The sequence below is a fragment of the Actinoallomurus sp. NBC_01490 genome (assembly GCF_036227085.1).
Classification (GTDB): Bacteria; Actinomycetota; Actinomycetes; order Streptosporangiales; family Streptosporangiaceae; genus Actinoallomurus; species Actinoallomurus oryzae.
Window position 1 is genome coordinate 11,310,306 of sequence record NZ_CP109433.1, and the last position, 25,631, is coordinate 11,335,936.

The window sequence follows — 25,631 nt, forward strand, 5'->3', positions numbered from 1 at the left end:
GCCGACGGCCGGCGTCGTACGGCTGCCGGGGCGCCCCCTCGGAGCGTGCGGTCAGGCGTTGACGACGTAACGCGGGGGCTCGCCGGCCAGCACACGCCGCAGGTTCTCGCCCACCATGCTCCGGACCCGCCGGCGGGCCTGCCAGGTCCCGGCGGCGATGTGCGGGGACAGGTAGACGTTCGGCAACGACCGCAGCGGGGAGTCCGCGCCGAGGGGTTCGGGCTCGAAGACGTCGAGCGCGGCGGCCGCCGGGCGCCCGGCGCGCAGGCCGTCGGCGAGCGCGTCGTGGTCGACCAGACCGCCGCGGGCCGCGTTCACCAGCACGGCCCCGTCGCGCATGCGGGCGAGCTCGCCGGCCCCGATGATGCCCCGGGTGTCGTCGCTCAGCGGCAGGTGCAGGCTGACGACGTCCGCGACCTCGAGCAGCTCGTCCAGTCCGACCTGGCGCGCGCCGTCGACCTGGCGGGGAGCCGGATCGGTGAACACGACGGTGGAGCCGAAGCCGCGCAGCCGCTCGAACACGGCGCGGCCCACGGCGCCCATGCCGACCAGGCCGACCGTGCGGTCGCCGAGCTCGTGGCCGAGCGGCATGGCGTCGAACCCGCCCCCGCGCATGATGCCGTCGGCGGCCAGGCCGTTCCGCAGGACGACGAGCGTCGCCATGATCACCCAGTCGGCGACCGCGGCGGCGTTGTAGCCGGGCGCGTTGGCGACCGGGATCCCGCGCTCGGCGGCCCGGCCGACGTCGACGGTGTCGTAGCCGACGGACGGCTGCTGGATGAACCGGCAGCGGTCCATCGCGTCGATCGCGGTGGCGTCCAGGACGTATCGGCGGGCCGCGTCGGCGATCACGATGTCCGCGCCCTTGACCAGCGCGGCCAGCTCGGCGGGGTCGCCCGAACCGGACGCCGTACGGACCTCGACGCGGTCGGTTCCGGCGAGCTCGCGCACGAGCTGCTCGTCGTAGGCGGACAGGCAGGCGATGATCTCGGTCACGGTGTTCTCTCTCCTTGGGGGTGCGGGGGGTCAGCCGAGCGGACGGGCGTCGAGAATGCGGTCGGCGGCGAGGCTCATCCCGAGGCCGGGCGCGGTCGGCGCGGCGATGCGACCGCCCTCGGGACGGATCGGGTGCGCCAGGAAGTGCTGGTAGAGCGGGGCGAGCCGGCGGAGGTACTCCATCTCGGGGATCAGGCCCGGGCTCGCGGCGAAGGTCAGCGCCGCGTTGCACTGCAACGACTGACCGTGCGGGATGAACGGCCGGCCGGCGGCCGAGACCAGCGCCCCGATCCGCGTCATCTCGCTGATCCCGCCGCCCCAGTGCGGGTCGGCCTGGTAGAGGTCGAGCAGGTCCTCGCGCAGCAGGCGGCCGATGCCCCAGCGCGTGTACTCGTGCTCGCCGCCGGCGATCTGCACCCGGCCGCCGAGCAGGCGGCGCAGCGAGGCGTAGCCCGCGGTGTCGTCGGCGGGCAGCGGCTCCTCGATCCAGCGCAGCCGCAGGGCCTCGGTCTCCCGCGCGACCGCCACCGTGAAGGGGATGTCCCACGAACTCCAGGCGTCCAGCATGATCTCGACGTCGGGTCCCGCCGCCTCGCGTACCGTCGCGACGAGCTCGACGACCTTGCCGACACCGGCGTGGCCGTGGTCGGGACCCCAGCGCGGAAACCACTTGATGCCGCGGAACCCCGCCTCGACCAGCTCTCTCGTACGGCGCGCGACGTCGTCGGCGGCCAGCGAGTCACCGAGGGTCGAGACGTACGCGGGCACGTCGTCACGGGTCGGCCCGCCGAGCAGGACATGGCTCGGGACGCCGAAGTACTGCCCGCGGACGTCCCACAGCGCGCAGTCCACCGCCGACAGGGCGAGCATGCCGGTGCCGGCGCGGCCGTGGATCATCGACCGGTATCCGAGGTCCCAGAGCTTCTCGGTGGCCAGCGGATCGGCCCCGATGAGCAGCGGGCGCAGCGTGCCCATGACGCACTGCGCCTGGTCGGCCGAGAGCACGGCCGTCGTCCCGGTGACCTGCTCGTCGGTGTCGACGTGCAGGAAGATCGAGCGCACTTCGAGACCGCCGTCCTCCCGCTCGGGGAGCTGCCGCGGGCCGATCGCGGCGACCTCGGGGTAGATGTCGGCGGGCCGGCGCAGGCGCTGTTCCCACAGCGGCCCGGGGTGGGGCATCGAGCCGGTGTACTCGACACAGCGGACGTCGGTGATCTTCACGGCGCGCTCCTCCACATTTGTCAGCCGAGCGAACGAAAGTCGGCTGCGGCTGCACCGTACCGCGTCACCTGTCGTGTATGTAATCCCGGTTCCGGTCACCGCACTGACGAGGAGACCTGATGACCGCCACGTCTCCCACCTCGACCACGACCGAGAATTCGCAGGTAGGCCGCTCTATTCCCGGCGTGTACGCCCACGAGGTCGTGTCGGGACGACTTGAGTACGTCACGGACCGGCGGCTGCCCGGAATGCTGCACGGCGCCGTGACCCGGTCGGCGGTCCCGCACGGCCGCATCGCCGGAATCGACACCACGGTCGCGGCGAAGATGCCCGGCGTGCGGTGCGTGCTCGTCGGCGCCGACGTCCCGTTCAACCTCCTCGGCCCGACCGAGGCGGACGGCCCGGTCCTCGCGGACGAGCGGGTGCGGCAGGTCGGCGAGGCCATCGCGCTGGTGGCGGCGGTGGACCCGGGCACCGCCCGGCGCGCCGCCGACGCCATCGTGGTCGACGTGGAGCCGCTGCCGGTCGTCGGCGACGCCCACGCGGCGCTGGCCCCGGACGCTCCCCGGCTGCACGACGGCGGCAACGTCGCCGGCCGCATCGGATTCGCCTCGGGCGATGTCGAACGCGCGCTGTCGGACGCCGACACCGTGGTGGAACGGGCGGTGTCCACCCCGGCTCAGGAGCACGTCGCCATCGAGCCGCCGGGCGGCGTCGCGCTCTGGGAGGCCGGCCAGGTGACCATCTGGTGCGGTTCGCAGAACCCGGGGCTGCACCGGCGCAAGGTGGCGCGGGCGCTCGGGATCGGGCTGGAGGATGTCCGCCTCGTGTCCGGGCCGGTCGGCGGGGCGTTCGGCGCCCGCAACGACGACCCGATGCCGGTGTTCCTCGCCCTGCTCGCCCGCGCGGCGGGCGCCCCCGTGCACCTGCGGATGAGCCGCGAGGAGGTGATGGTCGCGGGGCCGAAACGGCATCCGTTCCGCACCTCGGTGCGGATCGGGTTCGGCCGCGACGGCCGCATCGCGGCGAGCGACATGACGGCGATCGCCGACACCGGGCCGTACATCACCTCGGGGCCCAACGTGCTCAAGACCTCGGCCGAGATGTCGGTGGGCCCCTACCGCGTGCCCGTCGCGCGCTTCGACGGGCGGGTCGTCTACACCAACAACGCCAACGCCGGCGCGTTCCGCGGCTACGGCGTGCCGCAGGTGGCGTTCGCGCTGGAGACCGCGATCGACCAGGCCGCCGCCGAGCTCGGCATCGACCCGGTCGACCTCAGGCTGCGCAACGTGCTGCGCGGCGGTGACCGGCACGGCCTGTACGGCCACCCCGTCACCCCCGGGCTGCGCGTCGCCGAGACACTGACCGCGGCGGCCACCGACGACTGGTGGGTCACCCGCGCGGAGTGGCGGCGGCGGGCCCGGCCGCCGTGGCGCCGCGGCACCGGGATCGCGCTCGCCATCAAGGGCGTCGGGCTCGGCAGCGGGCGCGGCGACGCCGCGCGGGCCCGCCTGATCGTCTCCGTCGACGGGCGGGTACGGATCTGGGCCGGCCCCAACCACACCGGTCAGGCCATCGACGTCGCCTACCGGCAGATCGCCGCCGACGTGCTCGGCCTCGACCCCGGCCGTATCGACGTCGTCGTCGACGACACCCAGCTCGTGCCCGAGTCCGGCGCGACCGCGGCGTCGCGCAGCATGTACGCCGGCGGCTCCGCGGTCGCGGCGGTGTGCCGGCGGCTCCTGGAGGCGCTGGAGGACGTCGGCGCGTCCGACCTGGCGCTCGGCGCCGGCCGTTTGGTCGCCGAGGGCCGGGCCGAGTTCGAGGCCACCTTCACGCTGCCGGACGTCGCGGACCCCGGGATGATCGACCCCGAACGGCTCGGCAACTACGCGCCCCATCGGGTCTACGGATGCTCCGCCCAGGTCGTCCGCCTGGAGATCAACGAGCTCACCGGCGAGATCCGGGTGGCCGGAGTCGTCTGCGCCGTCGACTGCGGCCGCACGATCAACCCCGGTGCCGTGGTGGGGCAGGCGGAGGGCGGCGTGGCGCAGGGCCTCGGCCTGGCGCTGATGGAGGAGTACCGGCTCGTGGACGGCCGGCCGGTGACGCAGAGCCTGGAGAACTACCTGATCCCCACGATCCGCGACGTTCCACCGATCCGTACCCATCTCGTCGGCGGTGACGAACCGACCGGTCCGATGGGAGCCAAGGGCATGGCCGAGGTGGTGATCGTGCCGACCGGCCCCGCGGTCGCGGCGGCCGTGGCCGACGCGGTCGGCGTACGGCCGGACCGGCTCCCCATCACCCCCGAACGGCTGCTCACCGCCCTGCGCGCGCAAGAAAGGGGGCCGCAGTGAAGGTCAACGGTGTTCCGGTCGACCCGCCCGACGCCGCGGCGCGGCTGATCGACTACCTCCGCGACGACCTCGGCCTGATCGGCGCCAAGGAGGGCTGCGGCATGGGCGAGTGCGGCAGCTGCACGGTGCTGATGAACGGCTCCCCCGTGTGCTCCTGCCTGGTGCTGGTCGGCCAGGTCGGCGACGGCGAGGTGACCACCGTGGAGGGCGTCGCGTCGGGCGCCACCGGCCGTGCCGTGCAGGAGGCGTTCGTACGGCGCCAGGCGGTGCAGTGCGGTTTCTGCGTCGCCGGCATGGTGGTGTCGGCGTCCGCCCTGATGGCCGAGCATCCCGCGCCGACCGACGAGCAGATGCGCGCCGGTCTGGAGGGCAACCTGTGCCGGTGTACCGGCTATGGCGCGATCGCCCGAGCCGTACGCGAGGCGACCCGATGACCGCGCCGGGAGCCACGACCGTGCTGTTGCAGCCCCGCACCATGGCCGAGGTCGATCGGATCGACCCGGAGGTGGCGCTGCTGGCCGGCGGCACCGACCTGCTGGTGCAGCGGCGCGCCGGCGCCCGTACCGGGCCGATGGCCGACATCTCCCGGCTCGCCGACGCTCCGCCGCCCGTGCACGACACCGGTGAGGCTCTGCGCCTGTCGGCACTGGCGCCGCTGTCCGCCGTCGCGGCCGGGCTCGGCGGCCGGCTGCCCGGACTGCGCGCGGCGATCGCCTGCTTCGCGTCGGGGCAGATCCGCAACCGGGCGACCCTGGGCGGCAACATCTCCAACGCCTCGCCGGCCGCCGACACCGTGCCGCCGCTGGTCGCGGCCGGCGGCATCGCCGCGGTGCGCGGGCCCGGCGGAGACCGGCGGGTCCCGGTGGCCGACCTGGCGACGGCGCCGCGCCGTACGGGCCTGCGCCCCGGCGAGTGGATCGTCTCGGTCGACGTGCCCTGGCGGCCCGGGGAGGCGGCGGGGTTCCGGAAGGTGGCGGGACGCCGGGCGCTGGCGATCGCCATCGTCAACCTCGCCTGGTGCTGGTCACGGGGGTCCGACGGCGCCCTCACCGGCGTCCGCCTGGCCGCCGGAGCGGTGGCCCCGGTGGTGATCCGCTGCCCGAACGCCGAACGGGCGATCGAGGGACGCGTCCCCACCCGCGACGTCATCGCCGAGGCCGCCGAGGCGATCAACGACGACATCCGGCCGATCAGCGACCTGCGCGCGTCGGCCGGCTACCGGCGAGCGGCGCTCGCCGGGGCGCTGACCGAGGCGCTCCTGCTCGGAGTGGACGAGGAAACCGAGAACGACCGGGCGGCAGAGCCCGGAGCGAGTGAGAAGGGCACCGAATGAGACGGACAGCCACCGTACGGCTGGACCGACCGATCACCGAAGCGGCCGAGCTGGCACACCGCGCCGAGGACCTGGGATTCGACGGCGTCTGGGTCGCCGACCACTACTTCCACCGGGACGCGACCGGCGCCCTGGCGCTGATGGCGACGGCGACCAGCCGGATCACCATGGGAACCGCCGTGGTCAGCCCGCTGCTCCGCCACCCGGCGCTGCTCGCGAGCAGCGCGGCGTCGCTGGCCGAGATCAGTGACGGCCGTTTCATCCTCGGCCTCGGCGCCGGAGGATATGAGTTCGCCAGCGAGCTGGGCATCCGGTCCCGCCGCCCGCTCGGGCTCACCGCCGAGGCGGTGGAGATCGTGCGCGGCGTCTTCGCCGGCCGGGCCGACGTCGAGGGCGAGACCTTCAGCGCGCACGGCGCCGCCCTGCGCTTCGAGCCCCGCGCCACGCCCGTCTACCTGGCCGCGCGCGGACCGAAGATGCTGGGGCTGGCCGGTCGCGTCGCCGACGGCGTGATCACGCACGGCCTGTCCTCGCGGCACGTCTCCTACGTCATCGACCGGATGGGCGTCGCCGAGGCCGACCGGCGCCCCGCCGTCGTCCTCATGCTCGACGTGCAGATCGATGAGGACCAGGCGCGGGCGCGCGACGCGCTCCGTCCCCGCTGCATGACCATGGCCGGCGGTTCGTACGCCGACGAGCTCATCGACGTGTACGGGCTCGACGCCGGCGCCGTGGCCCGGCTGCGCGCCGCGCTGCGCTCGGGCGACCGCGCCGCCGCGCAGGGCCTCGTCACCGACGAGATGGTCGACGCCTTCTGCATCGCCGGGTCCTCGGGACACCTCGGCGACCGGCTGGAGGAACTGGCCGCCTCGGGCGTGGACGAGGTGATCCTCTCCGTCGACGGCGGCGACCTGCCCACCGCCACCCGGCACCTGACCGACCTAGCGAAAGCGGTAGTCCGATGAGCATCCCCCAGTCCGCCGTCGTCCTCGGTTCCGGAGCCGGCGCGCTGTCCTGCGCGGTCGAGCTGTCCCTGGCCGGCGTGTCGGTGACACTCGCCGACTTCCCGAAGTTCGCCGCCGGCGTACAGGCGGTCGCGCACGAGGGCGGGATCCGGCTGCGCTGTCCGTGGCACGGCGAGACACGGGCGCCCGTCGCCGGCGCCACCACCGACCCCAAGTCCGCCGTCGCGGACGCACCGTTGATCGTCGTGTCGGTGCCGGCCTTCGGCCATCAGGTCTTCGCCGATCTGCTGGCCGGGACGCTCACCGACGGGCAGTCCGTGCTGTGGGTCGGCGAAGGAGGCGGGGCGCTCACCCTCGCCGCGACGCTGCGCCGGGCGGGACGGCGGCCCTCGGTCGACATCGCGGAGACCAACAGCCTCCCCTACGGCGCCCGGGTCCGCGGGCCCGCCCTGATCACCGCGTCCCGCAAGGCGGGCGGCACCCGCGTCGCCGGCCTGCCGGTGAACAACAAGCTGGTCGACGTCGCCTGCGAGATCTGGCCGTGGCTGAGTCCCGCGGAGAACGTGTGGGAGACGACGCTGCTGAACTTCAACGCGATCGACCACGTCCCGCCGATCATCTGCAACCTCGGCGCCATCGAGGGCCGTACCGGCGCGTTCCTGCTGTGGGGCGAGGGCGCCACCCCGGCGGTCTCCCGTGTCATCGAGAAGGTCGACGACGAGATCCTCGCGCTGCGCGGCGCGCTGGGCCTGACCGACACCGCCGGCTACGCCGACTACCTCGTCGAACAGGGTTTCGCGCCAAAGCGCGAGGCGACGCTGCACGCCACGCTGCAGGCCTCCTCCTTCAGCGGCAGCACGTTCCCGTGCGGACCCGGCGCGCTGTCCAGCCGGTACCTCACCGAGGACGTGCCGTACGCGCTCGTGCTCATGGCCTCTCTCGGCGACGAGCTCGGCGTGGCGACGCCGACGATCGACAGCCTGATCCACCTGGCCGGCATCGCCGCGGAGACCGACTTCGCGGCGGGCGGCCGTACGCTCGCCGACTTCGACCTCGCGGGCGTCGGCCGGGACGGCCTGATCGCCGCAGTGCGGGAGGGACAGTGGTAGACGACGTGCTGATCACCGGTGGCACCCTGGTGACGGGGTACGACGCCCCGGCCGCCGGCGACCTCGTGGTTCGCGACGGGGTGCTCGCGGACTCCCCCGGTCCGGCGGCGGGGGCGGAGCTGGACGCCCGAGGCCGACTGGTGCTGCCGGGGCTGGTCAACGCCCACGATCACCTGCGCTCGATGCTGCCGGTGACCCGTCGCGGCGACACCAACGGCCTGGCGGAGATGATCCGGTCGTCGCAGCTCGCGTCCGAGGTCGCGACGCCTGAGGACTACCGGAGGCTGACCGCGCTGGCCGCGGCGCGGATGGTGCTGTCCGGGGTCACGACCGCCGTCGACCACGTCTACCCGCTCCACCGGCCGGGCCTGCTCGGCGCGGTGGCCGCGGGCCACGCCGACGTCGGCCTGCGCGCCCATCTCGCCTACGGCCTGATGACCAATGGCCCGGCGGCGCTCGTCGACGACATCGACGACCAGGTGGCGCGGGCGGTCGCCGCGGCCGACGACGAGGTGCCGGCCGACCGCCTGTACCTCGCTCCCGTCTCGCTGCGCCAGACCTCGGTCGAGGGCTACCAGGCCGCCGTACGGGCGGCCGACCGCACCGGCCTGCGGCTCTACACCCACATCGCCGAGTCGCTCGACGAGGTGGAGGGCTGTCAGGCCGAGCACGGTGTACGGCCGGTGGAGCTGCTGCACCGGATCGGCTTCCTGCGCCCGGGAACGGTGCTGGTCCACTGCGTGCACCTGTCGGACCGCGAGATCGAGCTGCTCGCCGAGAACTCGGTCGCCGTGGCGTACTGCCCGTCCAACCATCTCCGGCTGGCCAAGGGCTTCGCTCCGGTGCTCGCCCTGCGCGAGGCCGGGGTGAACGTGTGCCTCGGCATCGACGGCATGGACGACCTGTTCACCGAGATGCGTCAGGCCGTGTACGCGCAGGGATCGGCCGCCGGGCGCCCCGGCGCGCTCCCGTCGGCGGCGACGCTGCGGATGGCGACCGGAGACGGATCGGCGGCGATCGGCGAGTCCGTGAGCGGGCGGCTGCGCGCCGGCGACCGCGCCGACGTCATCACGCTGCGGACCGACCGGCCGGCGCTCCAGCCGCTCGCGGATCCGCTCCAGGCCTGCGTCCAGCGGGCGCACGGCACCGACGTCGCCGACGTTCTGATCGACGGCCGCCTCGTCGTTCGCGACGGGCGGCTCGAGAACGCCGACGCGACCGAGCTGGCGGACCGGGCCTGGGAGGTGACGCGTGGCCTGGCCCGCCGATCGGGCCGGGAGAACAGCGACGACTGGCAATGGAGACCGCTCATCTCGACCGAGTCCTAGTGCGACCCGGTCCCGCTGATGGCGGTGGGGAACCGATCCGTCGCGGCAAGCGGCGCCTCATCAGGAGGGCAGAGCAGTGCATGAGCAGGGCACCGGGGCCAAGGACCCCGGCTTCACGCAGGGACGGCTCAGCCGACGCGGAGTGCTGTTCGCCGCGGGCGGGATCGCGGCGACCGCCGTCCTCGCCGCGTGCGGCGACAACGGCGGCATGGGCGCGGGGAAGAAGGGCAGCCTGACGCTGTGGGCGTCGACCACGTTCGCGGGCGTGGGAAACTCCGCGCTGCGCAAGGCGGCCAGTGACTACGCGGCCAAGAACGGCGTGTCGGTGACCGTTCAGGGGTTCCCGGCCAACGACCTGATCGACAAGGTCACCACGGCCCTGACCGGCGGCGGCGGTCCGGACATCGTCCTCGTCGACGTGTCGCAGGTTCCGCAGCTCGGGGCGTCGAAGATGCTGGTCGACCTCACGAGCCGGATCAAGCCGATCTCCTCGCAGTTCTTCGCGGGCAACATCGCCGCGGCGACGGTGAACGGCGCGACGTACGCGGTGCCGTACGACACCAACAACGTGGCGCTGCTGTGGAACAAGAAGATGTTCGGCAAGGCCGGCATCACGGCGCCCCCCACCACCTGGGACGACCTGCTCGCGGCGGCCCGGCAGCTCACGGGCGGCAAGCAGTACGGCTACATGCTGGGAGCCAAGGGATACGGGTCCTTCCTCTTCTGGCCGTGGTTGCTCCAGAACGGCGGCCAGATCCTCGACTCCTCGGGAACCAAGGCCGCCTTCAACAGCCCCGAGGGCGTCGAGGCCTGGAACTTCTACGCGAACCTGTACCTGACCCAGAAGGTCGTGCCGCCCACGTTCCTCGGCGTCACCGACTCCTGGGACCAGTACATCCAGCCGTTCATGACCGAGCGGGTCGCGATGATGGCCATCGGGGACTGGGGGATCGCGCCGCTCGCCAAGGGCAACCCGGGTCTGGAGTACGGCGTCGTGCCGCTGCCGAAGCACAAGCAGAGCGCCACGCTGCTCGGCGGCAACTCGATCGGCATCACGAGCGCGGCCAAGGACCCCGACCTGGCGTGGGGCTTCATCTCGTGGCTCACCGGCGCGGCGCAGGAGAAGGTGCTCCAGGACGGGTACAAGCGCATTCCGGCCCGCACCGACGTCACCGGGTCCGCGTTCGTCACCGGCGACCCGGCCCGCAAGGTCTTCGCCGAGCAGGCCACGACGGCCAAGTCGCGCCCCTCCGTGCCGACCTGGGGCGACATCGAATGGGGCGTCATGGCCGACGCCTGGGACCTGGTGATCCAGAAGAAGAAGGCACCCGAGAAGGCCCTGGCCGACGCGGCGGCGGCGGCGGCCAAGAAGCTGTCGGGCAAGTAGAGGCGTCAGATGGCAGTGACTCACGTCAAGAGGCCGGCGACGGACCGGGCGGAACGGCCCGCGACGGTGCGCCGCCGGCGTCGGCGGGTCCGGCCGCACTGGTGGTACCTGGCCCCGGCGCTCATCCTGATGGCCGGCGTGCTCGGCTATCCGGTCGTCGACGCGATCTGGACCAGCTTCCAGCACAACGTCCTGACGCATCCGGACGCCGACCACTTCGCCGGCCTGGACAACTACCGGTCCGTCCTCACCGACGGCGCGCTGCTGTCCGCCGTCTGGCACACCGTGGTGTGGGGCGCCGCGAACCTCGTGCTCCAGCTCGTGCTGGGATTCGCGCTCGCGCTGCTGATGCATCAGCGGCTGGCGGGCCGCGCGGTGTTCCGCAGCGTGGTGATCATCCCCTGGGTCGTGCCGTCCATCGTGGTGGCCCTGGTCTGGCGCTACCTGCTCGACCCGACCTCCGGGCCGCTCAACCAGGTCCTGACCGGCCTCGGGATCGTGTCGACCTCACCCCAGTGGCTGGCCGACCAGTCGACCGCGATGCCCGTCCTGATCCTGCTGAGCACCTGGAAGTGGACGCCCTTCGTCGCGGTGATCCTGCTGGCCGGCCTGCAGACGGTGCCGAAGGAGCTGCACGAGGCGGCGATGCTGGACGGCGCGGGCCGCATCCAGCGCCTCCGCTACGTCGTGATCCCCGGCATCCGCACCTCGATCGCGCTGGCCGGCCTGCTGACGGTGGGCTACTCGATCAACAACTTCAACGGGATCTGGATGTTCACCAAGGGCGGGCCGGCCGGTTCGACCGAGACGCTGACGACGCTCGCCTACCGCTATGCGTTCACCGAGTTCGACCTCGGTCGCGCGGCCTCGATCGCGATGATCCTGTTCGCCTTCCTGCTGATCACCAGCTCGGTCTACTTCTATGTCGTCGAAGGACGCAAGGGGAGCAAGTCGTGAAGGCCTTCCGTGCATCCCGCATCCTGACGTACGTCAGCGCCGTGGTGGCCGTGCTCGTCTTCGCCGGTCCGTTCCTCTACATGCTCCTGGCCAGCTTCAAACAGCCGCAGGAGCTGAACGGCGTCGTCAACGACGTCCTGCCGAAGAAGTTCTATCTCACGAACTACACGAGCCTGTTCGAGAGCGGCAACTTCCTGCTGTACTTCGTCAACAGCGCGGTCATCGCCGTGGTGACCACCGTGCTCGCCCTGTTCGTCGCCATCCTCGCGGGCTACGCCCTGGCGCGGTTCAAGTTCGCCGGGAAGCGCCTGCTGCTGCTGTCGATCGTCAGCATGCAGATGTTCCCCGCCGTCCTCATGGCGGTTCCGCTGTACAAGATCCTGCGCAGCATCGGCCTGCTCGACGCGCGCAACGGGCTCGTGCTCGTATACGTGACGTTCGCGCTGCCGTTCTGCGTCTGGATGATGCGGAACTACTTCCTGACCGTGCCCGTGGAGATCGAGGAGGCCGCCCTCATCGACGGCTGCGGTCACTTCAGGGCACTGTGGCGCGTGCTCCTGCCGCCGGCGCTGCCCGGCGTCACCGCGGCCGGCGCCTTCTGCATCATCCTGGTGTGGGATGAGTTCCTCTATGCGAACACCTTCATCAACACCGACCAGAAGCGGACGCTCTCGGTCGGCCTCGACTCCCTCATCGGTGAGTACACCACGGATTGGGGGCAGCTCCTCGCCGGCGGCGTCCTGATGACCCTCCCGGTGGTGCTCATCTTCGCGTTCCTGCAGCGTTACCTCACGCAGATCGCCGGTGGCGGGGTGAAGGGATGACGCCGGACCGCCCGGCGACGGAGCTGTTGCGCGGCGGGTACCTCGCCGACGGCGGCAAGGCGGACGTGCGCGTCGGCGACGGGGTCGTCCAGGCCGTCGGCGCGCTCACCCCGCTGCCCGGTGAGCCGGTCGTGGAACTCGACGGCCGGCTGCTGCTCCCCGCCTTCGCCGAGCCCCACATCCATCTCGACAAGGCGTTCACCGCCGACCGTACGGTCAACCGCGCGGGCGACCTCGCGGGCGCGATGGACGGGTACTCCAGCGTCTTCGCGGACCTGCGGCCCGGCGACATCCGCGCGCGGGCGCTGTCGGCGCTGCGGCGATTCGTCGCCGCCGGGACCACCGTCGTACGCTGCCAGACCGGCTGCGGACCGCTCTCCGGCGTCATCGCCGTCGAAGTGCTCGCCGCCCTGCGGGACGACGTCGCCGGGGTGGTCCGCCTGGAGGTCGTCGCGCACGCGGCCGTGCCGGAAGGCGGCGCGGCCGCCCATCGGGCCCTGCTGCGTCGGGCGGTGGACGCGGGCGCCGACCTGATCGGGGGGAACCCCTGCATCGAGGCCGACCCCGCCCAGGCCCTCGCGACCTGCTTCGAGGTCGCGGCCGAACGCGGATGCGGCGTGGACCTGCACGTGGACGAGTCGACCGACCCGTCCGTGCTGACGCTGCCCGAGGTGGCCCGCCACGCCCGCGAGCAGGAGGTGCCGGTGACGGCGGCGCACTGCGTGTCGCTGGGCAGCCTGCCCGCCGGGCGGGCGCGCGAGGTCGCCGGGCAGGTCGCGGCGGCCGGAGTCGGCGTCGTCGCGCTGCCGTCCACGAACCTGTACCTGCAGGGCCGATCGGGCGCGCGGCGCGGCGTTCGCGGTCTGACCGCGATCGATGTTCTGCGTACGGCGGGGGTCACCGTCGCGGCCGGATCCGACAACGTCCAGGATCCCTTCAACCCGATGGGCCGGTGCGACCCGCTCGAGACCGCCTCCCTGCTGGTGACCGCGGGACACCAGCCGGTGTCCGTGGCCGCGGCGATGGTCGGACCGCGGGCACGCGCTCTGCTCGGCCTGCCGCCGGCGGGACCGGTGCCGGGCGCGGTCGCGGACCTGGTGGCGCTGCGGGCCGACGGCCCCGGCGATGCGGTCGCCCGTGCTCCGAACGACCGCATCGTGTGGCGTCATGGCCGGGTGGTGGCGCGTACGGAGGTGGCCGGCGAGGTCGCCCTCTAGCGTCCCGGCGCGCCGGCGGCGACCGGCCTGGTGACCTCGTCGCCGGTGGTCCGCTCCCGGTAGCCGCAGATCCGCATGGCCAGTTGCACGGACGGGCCGATGGCCACGGTGAAGACCACCGTTCCCAGCCCTATCGATCCACCGAGAATGATGCCGAGGACGAGCACACTCGCCTCGATAAGAAAGCGCGAGAGCCGGATGGAAATGCCGAACTTACGATTGATTCCGGTCATGAGACCCTCACGTGCACCGGCCCCCAATCGCGGAGCCAGGTACATTCCCTGCCCCAGGGCGAATATCGCCACTCCGGCGATCATCAGCGAAATTCGCAGCCACAGCGCGTGCGCCGGCGAGGTCCAGTCGAGTACCCAGTCGATCACGATTCCGGCGATGAACACATTGAGGATCGTCCCGACGCCCGGGCGCTCGCGGAGCGGCCACCAGGGGATCAGCGCGGCGACGGTCACCAGGATGACCACGACACCGAAGCTCAGACCGGTGTGGTCCGACAGCCCCTGATGCAGGACGTCCCAGGCACCGAGCCCCAGCCCGGCCTGGATGAGCGCACCGATTCCGACGCCGTTGAGCGCCAGCCCGGCGACGACCATCAACAGGCGGACGACGATATTCAGCTCGGCGGAATCATGCCGCGCCACGCGAACTCCCGGAGCCGTGATACATGCGGTAAGACATAGCAAATAAGTATCACAAGGAAGGACAATCCGGACACCTTAACTCGACGGATGACTTTTAGTTCTATATTGGGTATGATCCTGTCAACGAGCGACGTATATTGACCGGACGCTCCGTCGGTCGTGGCTCCGGGCGGAGTGACCGGCGCGGTGACGTTTTCCGGGGCCTAACGCGGCACTAGGCTGGCAATGTGGACGAACGTGGTCCGTACGCGACGCTCCCCCGGGGACGGCACCATCTGTCCCGCGACGCCGTGCGCACCTCGCAACGTGGGCGGATGCTGCTGGCGATGGCCGAGTCCGTCGCTGAGAAGGGCTACGCCCAGACCTCGGTCGCGGACGTGCTCAAGCGGAGCCGGGTCTCGCGCGAGACGTTCTACCAGCACTTCTCCGGCAAGCAAGACTGCTTCTTGACCGTGCTGGACCGGAGCTCGCTGGTGCTGGAGCGGTTCTTCGAGGAGGAGCTGTCCCGCGACGAGGGGCCGTGGTCGTCCTTCGACCACGCGCTGGAGATCTACCTCGGCACGCTCGCCGCCGAGCCGACGTTCGCCCGGGTGTTCTTCCTGGAGTCGTACGCCGCGGGCCCGGAGGCGCAGCGCAAGCGGTTCGCCGTGCAGGAGCGCTTCGTCCAGAGCCTGCTGGACAACTTCGCCGACGATCCCGCCTGGAAGCGGCTGCCGGACCCGGAGTTCGCCGCGCGGATGATGGTCGGAGCGGTCAGCCAGCTGGTGGCCTCCGAGCTGGTCCACGGCCGCGACCGCGAGCTGCCCACCTTGCGCGAACCAGTGATGCGGCTGCTGCGCGGGCTCGTCGGCGACGGGGCGGATCCGGCTCGATCCGCAGCGTCCGGATGACCGTGGCCAGCATCTCGTAGTGCCCGGCGAGCAGGCACAGCTCGATCCGCTCCCGCTCGTTCAGGTGGCGGCTCAGCTCGGTCCAGGCCGCGTCGTCCAGGTCATGCTCGGCGTGCAGCGCGTCCACCGCGCCCAGGAGGGCGCGCTCTCGCGCCGTCCACCCGTCCGCGGCGGGACCGTCGGCCACCCGGCGCAGGTCCGCCTCGCCCAGCCCGGCCGCCCGACCCAGCCGCGTGTGGTGCGCGACCTCGTACGCCGAGCCGCACAGGTGAGCGACGCGCAGGATGACCAGCTCGGTCTCGCGACGCGGCAGGAGCCCGCCCGGCATCAGCCGGCCGGCGAAGTGCAGCCACCCGGTGAACAGCCGGCGGTGCCGGCCGAGCACCAGGAAGAGCCGCACCGGGGCGGTGCCCGCCCGCCGGCCCGCCCCGTACGCGACGATCCGGGCCAGCGGGCTCACCCCGCCCGCCGCGACGCGTCTCGTGAGCTCGCTTCGCTCGCTCATGGCTGTTCGGTGGTGAACGGCGGGCGCTCGCTGCGGGCGATCTCCAGCGCGGTCGGGAGGCGGGACCGTACGACCTTCTCCACGACGCGCTGGGCGACGCCGGGCGCGACCAGCACCGGGCCGACCCAGCGGGGCGCGTACACGCGGCGGGACCGGCGGGTGATCCCGCGCTCCAGCGCGTCGACGCCCGCCCGCAGGGGCGTCACCCCGGTGAAGGTGCCCTGGTGCCCGCCCATCGCGGCGGCGGCGCGCGTGCCGAAGCCGCGCCGCGTCATCTCGGTGTCCAGCTCGGCGAAGTAGGCGACGCCGACCTTCGCGCCGGTGTGCCGCAACTCGATCCGCAGCGTGTCCCCGAGCGCCTCGACCGCCGCCTTCGACGCGCTGTACGCGCCGAGCAGCGGCGCGTGGACGGCCGCGGCGAGCGAGGCGATCGCCAGGGCGTACCCATGGGGGTGGGAGATGTGCCGGCCGGCGGCGCGCAGCGTGTGGTACGTGCCGAGCACGTTGACGCGCAGCGTCGTCTCCAGCACCTCCGGGTCGCCGTCGAGGACCGGCCACTGGGCGGCGATGCCGGCGTTCGCCACGATGACGTCGAGCCCGCCGAGCTCGGCGGCCAGGTCGTCGACCGTCGCCTCGACCCCCGCCCGGTCGGCGATGTCGCAGTGCCGCCAGGGAGCGTCGCCACAGGACGCGGCGACGCTCTCCAGCAACTCCGGTTCGAGCCCGGCCAGAGCGAGGCGTGCGCCGCGCTCGTGCAGGCGGCGGGCCAGCGCGGCACCGATGCCCCGGGCCGCACCCGTGATCAGGATCCGGCGGTCGGACAGGCGGTGCGTGGTCGGGTCGTTCACTGGGCTCCTCAAGGGTGAGAGACGACGGCCATGAGACGCGGCAGCACATCGACCAGGTCGTTCTTCCAACAACCGAAGTCGTGGCCCCCGTCGCAGCGTCCCGGCCCATAGCCGTGGCCGTCGCCGTAGTCGTCGAAGAAGTGCGGGATGCCGGCGGCGTTCAGCGATCGGTGCATCGCCCAGGCGGTGTCACGGAGGTTGCTCTCCACGAATCCGCTGAAGGGGTCGGTGATCGAACCGCCGCCGGTGTAGATCGCCAACCCCATGCCGCGCAGCGACGCGACGTGCCGCGCCGGGCTGGCCGCCCGCCACCCGTCGTCGAGCCCGGCAAGTGGCGAGCCGAAGATCGCGTCCGCCGCGACCGGTGGTCCGGAGTTCGGCACGACGCCGAGCTCCTCGCCCACGATCGTGACGCGCACCGCCGGGTGGAGCAGGTCCAGGGCCCCGGAGAAGCTTGCCGCGTACGCGAACAGCCGCGGGTGCCGGGCCGCGTAGTGCATCGCGCCGAACCCGCCCATCGACAGCCCGGCGATCGCGCGTCCCCTGCGGCTCGCGATCGTGGACAGGTTGTCGTCCACGAACGGGATGAGCTGGCCGACGTGGAAGGTCTCCCACCGCTGCGGCGCGGAGCCGCGCGGGTGGGCCCAGTCGGTGTACCAGCCCTTGAGCCCGCCGTCCGGGATCACGGTGATCAGCGGCCGGCCGGCGGTGAGCTTCTCCGCGTCTCCGTCGGTCAGCCACGAGTCGGGCCCGTCCAGCGCGCCGTGCAGGAGGTAGAGCACGGGGTAGCGTTCGGCCGGGCGGTAATGCGTGGGTAACAGGACATGGACGCTGTGGGCTCCGGCGACCGCGGTGCTGGTGACCGTCAGGTCGATGCGCCGGGCGTCCACCCGGTGCTCGGCGGTGACGGTGATGCCGTGACCGCTCCGCATCGTGGGCACGGAGGCGGCGGCACGGACCGGAGCGGAGACGGCGCCGAGTCCGGCAAGGGCGAGCACGGCCCCGATCAGCGATCTCCTGCGCATGGGACGGCTCCTCGCGGGTGGGTGGCTCGCGGCGACACCAGATCGCTCCGCGTTCTATGAACATCACTGTTCACCAAGAACAGTTATGTTCATATAACCTCGGCCGTATCCGCGTCAACACGTGCGCGCCGCCGGGTCCCACGTGAACGATCGGCCGGTGCCGCGGCCGTACGGCGCAGGGGTCAGGCGGCGCGGTGGGCGGCGACTTCGCGGAGGGCCTCCAGGCCGTGGGCGATGGGCGGCTGACGGTCGCTGCCCCGGCGGACGCAGGTGATGATCCGGCGCGACGGTACCGGCTGTCCTCGCAACGGCACACGGACGACCTCGTCGCCGGGCGGCAGCGGGGCGAGGCGCGGCACCAGTGCCACCCCGAACCCGGCCGCGACCAGGGCCGAGACGGCGAACCACTCGTTGGCGCGATGGGCGATGCGGGGCGTGAATCCGGCCGCGGCGCACGCGGTGAGCATCAGGTGGTGCTGGTCGGGGCGTTCGGGAGAGCCGATCCAGGACTCGCCCGCCGCCGCGGCCAGTTCCGCCGCGGCGCCGGCGGCCAGCGGGTGCGCCGGCGGAACGAGCAGGTCCTGCGGCTCGTCCAGCAGGGGCCGCTGGTCGAAGCGCGGGTCGTCCGGCGGCGGGCCGTCCGCGGTCGGTATCACCACGGCGATGTCCGTGCGGTGCGCCAGCAGCAGCGCGAACACCTTCTCGCTCTCCTGCTCGGCCATCCACACCTCCAGCCCGGGATGCTCGGCCCGCAGCCGTGCCGCCGCCGGGGCGACGAGGGCGGCCAGCGCGCTGGAGACGGCGGCGAACCGCACCTCGCCGGAGACGCCCCGGCGGTGCGCGGCGAGGTCCGCCCGGGCGTGCTCCCACTGCGAGAACAGGGTGTCGGCGTGGTCGAGCACCGTGTACGCGGCCGGTGTGAGGCGGACGCGCCGGCCCTCCGCCTCCAGCAGGCGCACGCCGAGGTCCTTGGCGAGCCCGCGGAGCTGCTGGGAGACCGTCGACGGCGTGAGGTGGAGGACCTCGGCGGTCGCGGTGACGGTGCCCTCCTCGCGCAGGACGCGCAGTGTTCGCAGGCGAGGGTCGATCATGTGGCCATTCAACATGAAACCGCCGCAAAACTGTCGATGGGCACGAATGGTGCTCACACCACAGGGATTCGCCGTCCCGGGGAAGGTGCCGGGCGGCTCTGGCCGATCGCCCGCGGGCGAGGGAAGATCGCTGGCATGACCGCACTCGGCTCGCCGGATCACGTCCGAGGAAGTTCCCGCCGCGACGTGCGGGCCGGGGTCTGTGTTCTCGTGGGCGGTCTGCTCTGGGCGAAGTGGCTGACGGCCCCGGTCGTGGTGAGCCTGCGCAGGCGTGGGGCGACGGTCCCGGCGAGCCTCGCCTGCTGGGTGGGGAACCCGGTGGTCAACTTGACTCGGCCCTGAAGGGCCGGGCTTGGAGGTAGCTCCCGGCTGGCTGCTGGGTGGGCTCCTCCGTCCAGCACCCCTCTATGGGGTGGCAGGGACGCGTGACTCACGCCCCGCGGTCCACACAGCCTCGCCCTTGCGGGCGATGTTGCGGGAGGCGTTCCGGTCTGCGTGGGCAACGACCCCGCAGTTCCGGCAGAGGAAAACCGATTGGCTCACCCGGTTCTTGTCGTCGACATGACCGCACTCGCAGCACTGCTGTGAGGTGTAGGCCGGATCGACGAAGACCACGGGCACGCCGGCCCGTTTGGCCTTGTAGACGATGAAGTCGGCGAGCTGGGCGAACGCCCAAGAATGCAGCGTGACCCGTTGGGGCTTGCGGAGCCGTACCCTCTGCCGGATCCCCTTAAGATTTTCCAGGGCGATGCCGGATGAGGTGCGTTCAGCCTCGGTCACGATCGTCTTGGCAATGATGTGGTTCTGGTTCGCCGCGTGACGTTTCTCGCTGCGGCTGCGTTTCTTGAGCAGCCGCTTGGCGGACTTGGTGCGCTTCTTCTGGAGCTTGCGGCGTAGTTCGAGCTGCCGCCTGCGGTGCCGGTTGAGTCCCCGCCCGGCAGCTTTGTAGCCGGTGGAGGTGGTCGCGATGGCGGCGATGCCCAGGTCCACGCCGATGAACCGCTCGGGCTCGTACCGCTCGGCCTCGGGCACCTCACAGGTGGCGATCAGATAGAACACCCCGTCACGCCGTACCAGGTCCGATTCGCCCTGCCGGTGCTCCTGCAGCGTCTTGAGCGCACCCGAAGAGCAGGCAAACCGAACGTTCTTCACCCGGCCCTCGACGGTCCACACCGACACGGTCCCGGCGTCGTACTGCCACGACAAACACCGATCGTCATACGGCTGCGCGGCCCCAGGACGGAAGGCGATCGGTTTGGCCTCGGCTTTTACGCGGCGATGGGAGCCCGGTTTGCCGAGGTTCCCGGCGCGGGTGTTTGCCTTCAACGTGGTGTAGGCGTCGCGGACCTTCTTGATGACGTGCTGGGCGGCTTGTGCGCCCAGGCCCCGTGATTTCAGCTCGGCATAGGTGTGTTTGCGCAGTTCGTACAGGTGCGGCAGACCGTGGTCGAACGCCACGGCCGATACCCAGTTCGCCGCCTCGTTGACCGCGTGCAGGGTGCGTTCGAGCGCCAGTGCCTGCCCGGCATCCGGCATGAGCTTTACCTGCACCACGACCTTCACAGAAGGTAACCATAGCGTTCTTCTGCGTCACACAGGATGGTAAATCGCCGATAACCATACCGGTCACAGCGTCGCCTACATCCTTGCGCGCGCACTTGGTCTCCCACGCCCAAGCACCGGCCCAGGCGGCGCTAGCACGCCGCACCCGACGGAAGCGATTCCTCCCGGCCCTGAAGGACCGGGGTTCCTCGCTAGATCATGCTGAAGCCGGGCGAGCACCAACCTCAGATCTAGCTCAAAGACCTTGGCCCGTCTCCGTGGCCGGGAGCACCCTTCTCTCAAATCGCGCGCGAGGCTCCTGCGGTCCCGACCGCACCCGACGAGAGGGAGGTAACCCGCATGCCGAATGTGGCACGCCCGGAGCGGGCGGGAGGCGGCGGCGATTATCACCGGCGGCTCGGTACGTTCTCGCTTCTCATGGTCGGGCTCAGCTCGATCATCGGCTCCGGCTGGCTCTTCGGATCCTGGAAGGCCGCCAAGGTCGCGGGGCCCGCGGCCATCCTGGCCTGGGTGATCGGTGCCGGCATCATGATCCTCATCGGCCTGGCGTACATGGAGCTCGGCTCCCTGTTCCCCAAGTCCGGCGGCATGGTCCGCTACGCGCAGTACTCCCACGGCTCGCTGGTCGGCTACATCGGCGGCTGGTCGAACTGGGTGGCCATCGTCTCGGTCATCCCGATCGAGGCCGAGGCGTCCGTCCAGTACATGAGCTCGTGGAAGTGGCACTGGGCGAAGGGCCTCTACGACGGCAAGGAACTCCACCCCACCGGACTGGCGATCGCGGCGCTCCTGGTCGTCGTCTACTTCCTCATCAACTACTGGACCGTACGGCTGTACGCGATGGCCAACGGCTTCATCATGGTCGTCAAGTTCGTCGTCCCGGCACTGACGATCGTGGGGCTGATCGCGTCGGGCTTCCACGGCGGCAATTTCTCCCACCACGGCGGTTTCGCGCCGTACGGCTGGGCGGCGGTGCTGACCGCGATCGCTACCTCGGGCGTGGTCTTCGCGTTCAACGGGTTCCAGAGCCCGCTCAACATGGCCGGTGAGGCACGCAATCCCGGCCGCTCCGTGCCGCTCGCCCTCATCGGCTCGCTTCTCATCGCCGCGCTCGTGTACGTCGGCCTGCAGACGGCGTTCGTCGGCGCGGTCCCCGGCCACCTGCTCGGCCACGGCTGGTCCGGCGTCGACCTGAACTCGCCGTTCGCGGACCTGGCGATCGCGGTGAACCTCAACTGGCTCGCGGTCACCCTGTACGCCGACGCCTTCATCTCCCCCTCCGGCACCGGCATGACCTACACGGCGACCACCGCCCGGATGATCCAGGGCATGCACGAGAACGGCTACTTCCCGCGGATCCTCGGCCGGGTCCACCCGAAGTACGGCATCCCCCAGCCGGCCATGTGGTTCAACCTGGTCATCGCCTTCGTCTTCCTGTGCCTCTTCCGCGGCTGGGGCACCCTGTCGGCGGTGATCTCGGTCGCCACCGTCATCTCCTACGTCACCGGCCCGGTATCGGTGGCGGTGCTGCGCCGGACCTGTCCGGACCTGCCCCGGCCGACGCGGACGCCGGCCCTGCGGGTGATCGCACCGGCGGGCTTCGCGTTCGCGTCGCTGCTGATGTACTGGTCGAGGTGGCCGCTGACCGGTGAGGTCATCGGCATCATGGCGGTCGGCCTGCCGATCTACCTCTACTACGGCTTGCGGCAGCGGTTCGCGGGATGGGGCCCGCACCTGAAGGCCGGCGTCTGGCTGATCGCCTACCTCGCCTGGATGGCGCTGCTGTCGGCCCTGGGCAGCGACCGGTTCGGCGGGCACGACCTCATCCCGTACGGCGTGGACATGGCGGTGGTCGCGGCCAGTTCGCTGGCGTTCTACGTCTGGGGCGTCCGCAGCGGCTGGGCCGGCCCGTCCCGCGAGGTGGCCGGGGAGTCCGCCCGGGCGAACACCGCCGAGGGTGAGGAGTTCGCGCCAGTGGCATAACGGACGAGGCGCCCCTTTCCCCCCGGAGAGGGGCGCCTCGCACGGCGCAGAACGGGCGACGCGTCCCCGAAGGGCGGGCGGACGGACCGCCGGTCTCACTAGAGTCGGTCCGGAAGGAGGGCCATGCGGCTGCTCGTGGTGGAGGACGACGTACACGTCGCGGCGGCGCTGGCGTCGGTGCTCCGGCGGCACGGCTTCGAGGTCGACCTGGCGCACTCCGCGGCCGACGCGCTGGAGCGGCTCGACAGCGGCCCCGACGTGGTGCTGCTCGACCTCGGCCTGCCCGACCGCGACGGCTTCGACCTGTGCGGCCGCATCCGCGCCCTCCGCGACGTCCCGGTGATCATGGTGACCGCGCGCGCGGACGTGCGCTCGCGGATCCACGGGCTCGACCTGGGCGCCGACGACTACCTCGTGAAGCCGTACGACGTCGGTGAGCTCATCGCCCGCATTCACGTCGTCAGCCGGCGGCGCTCCCCGGGCAACGGCGCCGGCGGTGAGACCCCGCCGGGCCCGCGTCCGGCGCAGGCGCTGTGCGGCGGCCGGATCGAGCTCGACCGGCTGCGCCGTTCCGTCAGCGTCGACGGCGCGCCCGTGGCGCTCACCCGCAAGGAGTTCGACCTGTTCGCGGCGCTCGCCCGCGAGCCCGGCGTGGTCTTCCGCCGTGAGCAGCTCATCAGCGAGATCTGGAACACCAGCTGGCAGGGCAACCACCGCACCCTGGAGGTACACGTCGGGTCACTGCGGTCGAAGCTGGCACTGACCGGCGTGATCGAGACCGTACGCGGGGTCGGCTACCGCATCGTCGCGGCGCCCGAGCGGCCCGGCGGACGCACCCTCCCCCTCCGCTGAGCCCACCGTGCGCGCGCGACTCATCGGGACCCTGATCACCCTCATGGTCTGCATCCTGCTCGCCCTCGGCGTTCCGCTGGGGACGAGCATCGTCCGTCAGCACCAGGACGCGCTGTTCCAGGACCGCCTGGATGACACCGTGCGGTTCGCGGCGCTGGCCGGAAACGCGGCCCCGGGCATGCCCACCTCCACGCTGAACACCGAGCTCACGCGCTACCAGCAGGTGTACGGCATCGCGGCCGCGGTGCTGGACCGGGGCGGCCGCCGGCTGGTCGCCACGCCCGGCTATCCGGGCGGCGACGCCGGCGACGTCTCGGCGTTCCTCCGCCAGGCGTACGCCGGACGGCACAGCGCCGACCCGGCCGTGATCTGGCCCTGGAGCGACCGCTCGCTGACGGTGGCCGCCCCCGTGATGCAGTCCGGGGACGTCGTGGGCGCCGTGGTGACCGTCTCACCGACACGGCGGATGCGCGCCGCCGTCCTGCACCGGTGGCTGGTGCTCTGCGGTGCGGCCGCCGTCGCGGTCCTGCTGTTCCTGCTGCTCGCCCACCGCCTGGCGACCTGGATGCTGCGCCCGGTGCGGGCTCTCGACGCGGCCACCCACACCATCGCCACCGGTCACCTGGACGCCCGTGTGACGGCCGCGTCCGGCCCGCCCGAGCTGCGCCGTCTCACCGCCTCGTTCAACGGGATGGCGCAGAAGGTGGAGGACACGATGGAACGCCAGCGCGCGTTCGTCGCCGACGCGTCCCACCAGCTCCGCAATCCGCTGTCCGCGGTCATGCTCCGGCTGGAGGACCTGGCCCTGGCGCTGCCGCCGGGCCGGGAGGAGGAGATCCAGAACCTCCGCAGCGAGGCGCGCCGCCTGACCGCCGTCCTCGACGACCTCCTCGAACTCGCCCTCGCCGAACAGCGCGAGGCCGCCGCCGAACGCTTCGACGTGGTCGCGCTCGTCGAGGAGCGGGTCACCGCCTGGCAGGTCGTCGCGGACCAGCGGGACATCGCCGTGATGCGCGTCTGGGGCGGGCCGGTCTGGACGGTCGCGGATCCGACCGCGCTCGGCAGCGCCTTCGACGCGGTGATCGACAACGCGCTGAAGTTCTCCCCGGCGGGCTCGGTCGTGAGCGTGACGGTCACCAGCACCGGCGACCCCGTCGAGATCGAGGTGACCGACGACGGGCCCGGGCTGCCCCAGGAGGAGCTGGCCCGCATCGGCGACCGGTTCTGGCGCAGCCCGCGCCACCAGAACGTGCACGGCTCCGGGCTCGGACTGGCCGTGGCGCGTACGCTCCTCGCCGCCTGCGGGGGCCGGCTGGACATCACCACCTCCGACGGAGGCGGCCTGTCCGTGACGATGGCGGTGCCGGCGGATCGTTCCCCGGCCGTCACGGTTTGACGGACCGGTAGTAGCGCAGGGCGCCCGGGTGGAGTGGGATCGGCTCGGTCTGGATGGCGTCGCGTACGTCCAGGTGCTCGGCCGAGGGCACCTCGGCGGCGACGGCGTCCCGGTCGCGGATGAGGATCTCGGTCACCCGGTAGGCCAGCCCGTCGTCCAGTGAGGTCGTGGCGAGCAGGAAGTTGGCCAGCGCGAGCGTGAGGGTCGCGCCGACGCCGTCGTAGGTGCCGTCCGGGATCGCGGCGGCGCGGTAGTACGGCCCGTAGCGCTCGCGGATCGGTGCCGCGAGCGTGCCGAGCGCGAGGAGCCGGATCGGCACCTGACGGGCGAGCAGCGCGATGCCGGCCGTCGGCAGTCCTCCGGACCAGAAGAAGGCGTCGATGCGCCGTGCGCGCAACGCGGCGGCGGACTCCTCCAGCCCCATGCGCACCCGGGTGGGACGCCGGCCGGAGGTGAGGCCGGCGGCGTCCAGCACCCGCCCGGCCACGAGCTCCACGCCCGAGCCGGCCGCGCCCACCGAGACCGTACGGCCGCGCAGGTCCTCCACCGACCGGATCGGGCCGGAGCCCGCCACGACCAGGTGGATGTAGTCGTCGTAGAGCCGGGCCAGCGACCGGAGCGTACGGGCCGTGGCCGCCGCTCCCACGGCGTCCGCGGCCACGAAGGCCAGCCGGTCGCGGCCGGAGGTCAGGCGGCGCAGGTTGTCCACGGACCCGGTGGTGGAGTCCACGGACGGGCGGACGCCCGGCAGGCGACGGCCGATGCGGGCGGCCAGCGACCGGGCGTAGCGGTAGTAGACGCCGTCGACGGCTCCGGTGGCGATCGGCAGCGGTCCTTCGCGGTACGACGGCTCCGCGCCCACCAGCGCACATCCCGCCGGCAGGCACAGCGCCGCGAGCAACACCGCCCGGCGGGCCGGAGGAGAGCCGGGCACGGCCGGGAGGACGCGCGGGAGTGAGGGCATGCGACATGTTCTCACCCCGGCGCGTGGCCGGAGGGTCACCGTCGGTGTCGCGGAGCCGATGTCGTGGCCGCCCCGGCATACCCACCGCGCGTCCCGGTCCGGCGGGCGGCGGCTCCGCGCCTGCGTGAACCCCGAGGGCACGCTGAGAGTTGGCTGTAAAT

General features: G+C 72.2%; 23 protein-coding genes and 1 pseudogene. 15 read left to right on the forward strand and 9 right to left on the reverse strand.

Annotated elements, in window-relative coordinates; genetic code table 11:
- Positions 1-51: 51 nt before the first annotated feature.
- Both OG417_RS52280 and OG417_RS52285 read right to left on the reverse strand, forming a co-directional pair.
- A complete protein-coding gene (locus tag OG417_RS52280; RefSeq protein WP_329246758.1) occupies positions 52-996 on the reverse strand; it encodes a 2-hydroxyacid dehydrogenase in 945 nt (314 codons plus the stop codon).
- A gap of 30 nt (positions 997-1,026) precedes the next feature.
- Positions 1,027-2,217, reverse strand: coding sequence for an enolase C-terminal domain-like protein (locus tag OG417_RS52285; RefSeq protein WP_329246761.1), 1,191 nt, complete (start codon positions 2,215-2,217; stop codon positions 1,027-1,029).
- 119 nt (positions 2,218-2,336) lie between these two features.
- On the opposite strand from OG417_RS52285, the gene OG417_RS52290 reads away from it, so the two are divergent.
- From OG417_RS52290 to OG417_RS52335, 10 genes are all read left to right on the forward strand, one after another.
- Entirely contained in the window at positions 2,337-4,577 is a 2,241-nt protein-coding gene (locus OG417_RS52290) for a xanthine dehydrogenase family protein molybdopterin-binding subunit (RefSeq protein WP_329246764.1), read from the forward strand.
- Positions 4,574-5,011 (forward strand): (2Fe-2S)-binding protein, encoded by a 438-nt coding sequence (locus tag OG417_RS52295; protein ID WP_329246768.1) that lies wholly within the window; start codon positions 4,574-4,576, stop codon positions 5,009-5,011. Before OG417_RS52290 ends, OG417_RS52295 begins: the two co-directional genes overlap by 4 nt.
- Positions 5,008-5,910: an FAD binding domain-containing protein gene (locus tag OG417_RS52300; RefSeq protein WP_329246770.1), complete on the forward strand. Its 903-nt coding sequence runs from the start codon at positions 5,008-5,010 to the stop codon at positions 5,908-5,910. The genes OG417_RS52295 and OG417_RS52300 overlap by 4 nt, the downstream gene beginning before the upstream one ends.
- Positions 5,907-6,875, forward strand: a complete 969-nt coding sequence (locus OG417_RS52305; protein WP_329246773.1) for an LLM class flavin-dependent oxidoreductase — start codon at positions 5,907-5,909, stop codon at positions 6,873-6,875. Before OG417_RS52300 ends, OG417_RS52305 begins: the two co-directional genes overlap by 4 nt.
- Positions 6,872-7,984 carry an NAD/NADP octopine/nopaline dehydrogenase family protein gene (locus OG417_RS52310; protein ID WP_329246775.1) on the forward strand — a complete coding sequence of 371 codons (1,113 nt, stop codon included), beginning with the start codon at positions 6,872-6,874 and terminating at the stop codon, positions 7,982-7,984. Before OG417_RS52305 ends, OG417_RS52310 begins: the two co-directional genes overlap by 4 nt.
- Positions 7,978-9,312 (forward strand): amidohydrolase family protein, encoded by a 1,335-nt coding sequence (locus OG417_RS52315; RefSeq protein WP_329246780.1) that lies wholly within the window; start codon positions 7,978-7,980, stop codon positions 9,310-9,312. Before OG417_RS52310 ends, OG417_RS52315 begins: the two co-directional genes overlap by 7 nt.
- A gap of 76 nt (positions 9,313-9,388) precedes the next feature.
- Positions 9,389-10,699: an ABC transporter substrate-binding protein gene (locus OG417_RS52320; protein WP_329246782.1), complete on the forward strand. Its 1,311-nt coding sequence runs from the start codon at positions 9,389-9,391 to the stop codon at positions 10,697-10,699.
- A gap of 9 nt (positions 10,700-10,708) precedes the next feature.
- Complete coding sequence (locus OG417_RS52325; RefSeq protein WP_329246785.1) at positions 10,709-11,656, forward strand: carbohydrate ABC transporter permease; 948 nt, start codon at positions 10,709-10,711, stop codon at positions 11,654-11,656.
- Positions 11,653-12,480 carry a carbohydrate ABC transporter permease gene (locus OG417_RS52330; RefSeq protein WP_329246788.1) on the forward strand — a complete coding sequence of 276 codons (828 nt, stop codon included), beginning with the start codon at positions 11,653-11,655 and terminating at the stop codon, positions 12,478-12,480. Before OG417_RS52325 ends, OG417_RS52330 begins: the two co-directional genes overlap by 4 nt.
- Positions 12,477-13,697 carry an amidohydrolase family protein gene (locus OG417_RS52335; protein WP_329246791.1) on the forward strand — a complete coding sequence of 407 codons (1,221 nt, stop codon included), beginning with the start codon at positions 12,477-12,479 and terminating at the stop codon, positions 13,695-13,697. Before OG417_RS52330 ends, OG417_RS52335 begins: the two co-directional genes overlap by 4 nt.
- Here OG417_RS52335 and OG417_RS52340 read toward each other — a convergent pair.
- Entirely contained in the window at positions 13,694-14,305 is a 612-nt protein-coding gene (locus OG417_RS52340) for a YczE/YyaS/YitT family protein (RefSeq protein WP_329246793.1), read from the reverse strand. The two genes, OG417_RS52335 and OG417_RS52340, sit on opposite strands and share 4 nt — an antisense overlap.
- A 374-nt stretch (positions 14,306-14,679) precedes the next feature.
- Here OG417_RS52340 and OG417_RS52345 point away from each other — a divergent pair.
- Positions 14,680-14,790: pseudogene (locus OG417_RS52345) on the forward strand (TetR/AcrR family transcriptional regulator); the annotation flags it as partial.
- 316 nt (positions 14,791-15,106) lie between these two features.
- Here the strand turns inward: OG417_RS52345 and OG417_RS52350 are convergent.
- The 4 genes from OG417_RS52350 to OG417_RS52365 all read right to left on the reverse strand — a co-directional run bounded on the left by OG417_RS52350 (position 15,107) and on the right by OG417_RS52365 (position 18,712).
- A complete protein-coding gene (locus tag OG417_RS52350) occupies positions 15,107-15,748 on the reverse strand; it encodes a carboxymuconolactone decarboxylase family protein (RefSeq protein ID WP_329246796.1) in 642 nt (213 codons plus the stop codon).
- Positions 15,745-16,596, reverse strand: a complete 852-nt coding sequence (locus OG417_RS52355; RefSeq protein ID WP_329246799.1) for an SDR family NAD(P)-dependent oxidoreductase — start codon at positions 16,594-16,596, stop codon at positions 15,745-15,747. The genes OG417_RS52350 and OG417_RS52355 overlap by 4 nt, the downstream gene beginning before the upstream one ends.
- 8 nt (positions 16,597-16,604) lie before the next feature.
- Positions 16,605-17,621, reverse strand: a complete 1,017-nt coding sequence (locus OG417_RS52360) for an alpha/beta hydrolase (protein ID WP_329246802.1) — start codon at positions 17,619-17,621, stop codon at positions 16,605-16,607.
- A gap of 182 nt (positions 17,622-17,803) precedes the next feature.
- Positions 17,804-18,712 carry a LysR family transcriptional regulator gene (locus tag OG417_RS52365; protein WP_329246805.1) on the reverse strand — a complete coding sequence of 303 codons (909 nt, stop codon included), beginning with the start codon at positions 18,710-18,712 and terminating at the stop codon, positions 17,804-17,806.
- Positions 18,713-18,847: 135 nt separating this feature from the next.
- Here OG417_RS52365 and OG417_RS52370 point away from each other — a divergent pair, with 135 nt between their 5' ends.
- Positions 18,848-19,054: a hypothetical protein gene (locus OG417_RS52370; RefSeq protein ID WP_329246807.1), complete on the forward strand. Its 207-nt coding sequence runs from the start codon at positions 18,848-18,850 to the stop codon at positions 19,052-19,054.
- A 63-nt stretch (positions 19,055-19,117) separates the two neighbouring features.
- Here OG417_RS52370 and OG417_RS52375 read toward each other — a convergent pair whose 3' ends face one another.
- Positions 19,118-20,275 (reverse strand): RNA-guided endonuclease InsQ/TnpB family protein, encoded by a 1,158-nt coding sequence (locus OG417_RS52375; protein WP_329246810.1) that lies wholly within the window; start codon positions 20,273-20,275, stop codon positions 19,118-19,120.
- Between the two features lie 339 nt (positions 20,276-20,614).
- On the opposite strand from OG417_RS52375, the gene OG417_RS52380 reads away from it, so the two are divergent.
- The 3 genes from OG417_RS52380 to OG417_RS52390 all read left to right on the forward strand — a co-directional run bounded on the left by OG417_RS52380 (position 20,615) and on the right by OG417_RS52390 (position 24,506).
- Positions 20,615-22,258: an APC family permease gene (locus OG417_RS52380; RefSeq protein ID WP_329246813.1), complete on the forward strand. Its 1,644-nt coding sequence runs from the start codon at positions 20,615-20,617 to the stop codon at positions 22,256-22,258.
- A gap of 123 nt (positions 22,259-22,381) precedes the next feature.
- Positions 22,382-23,110, forward strand: a complete 729-nt coding sequence (locus tag OG417_RS52385; RefSeq protein WP_329246816.1) for a response regulator transcription factor — start codon at positions 22,382-22,384, stop codon at positions 23,108-23,110.
- A 7-nt stretch (positions 23,111-23,117) separates the two neighbouring features.
- Positions 23,118-24,506 (forward strand): sensor histidine kinase, encoded by a 1,389-nt coding sequence (locus tag OG417_RS52390; RefSeq protein WP_329246820.1) that lies wholly within the window; start codon positions 23,118-23,120, stop codon positions 24,504-24,506.
- Here OG417_RS52390 and OG417_RS52395 read toward each other — a convergent pair.
- Positions 24,496-25,470, reverse strand: a complete 975-nt coding sequence (locus OG417_RS52395; protein ID WP_329246822.1) for a TAXI family TRAP transporter solute-binding subunit — start codon at positions 25,468-25,470, stop codon at positions 24,496-24,498. The two genes, OG417_RS52390 and OG417_RS52395, sit on opposite strands and share 11 nt — an antisense overlap.
- Between the last annotated feature and the right edge of the window lie 161 nt (positions 25,471-25,631).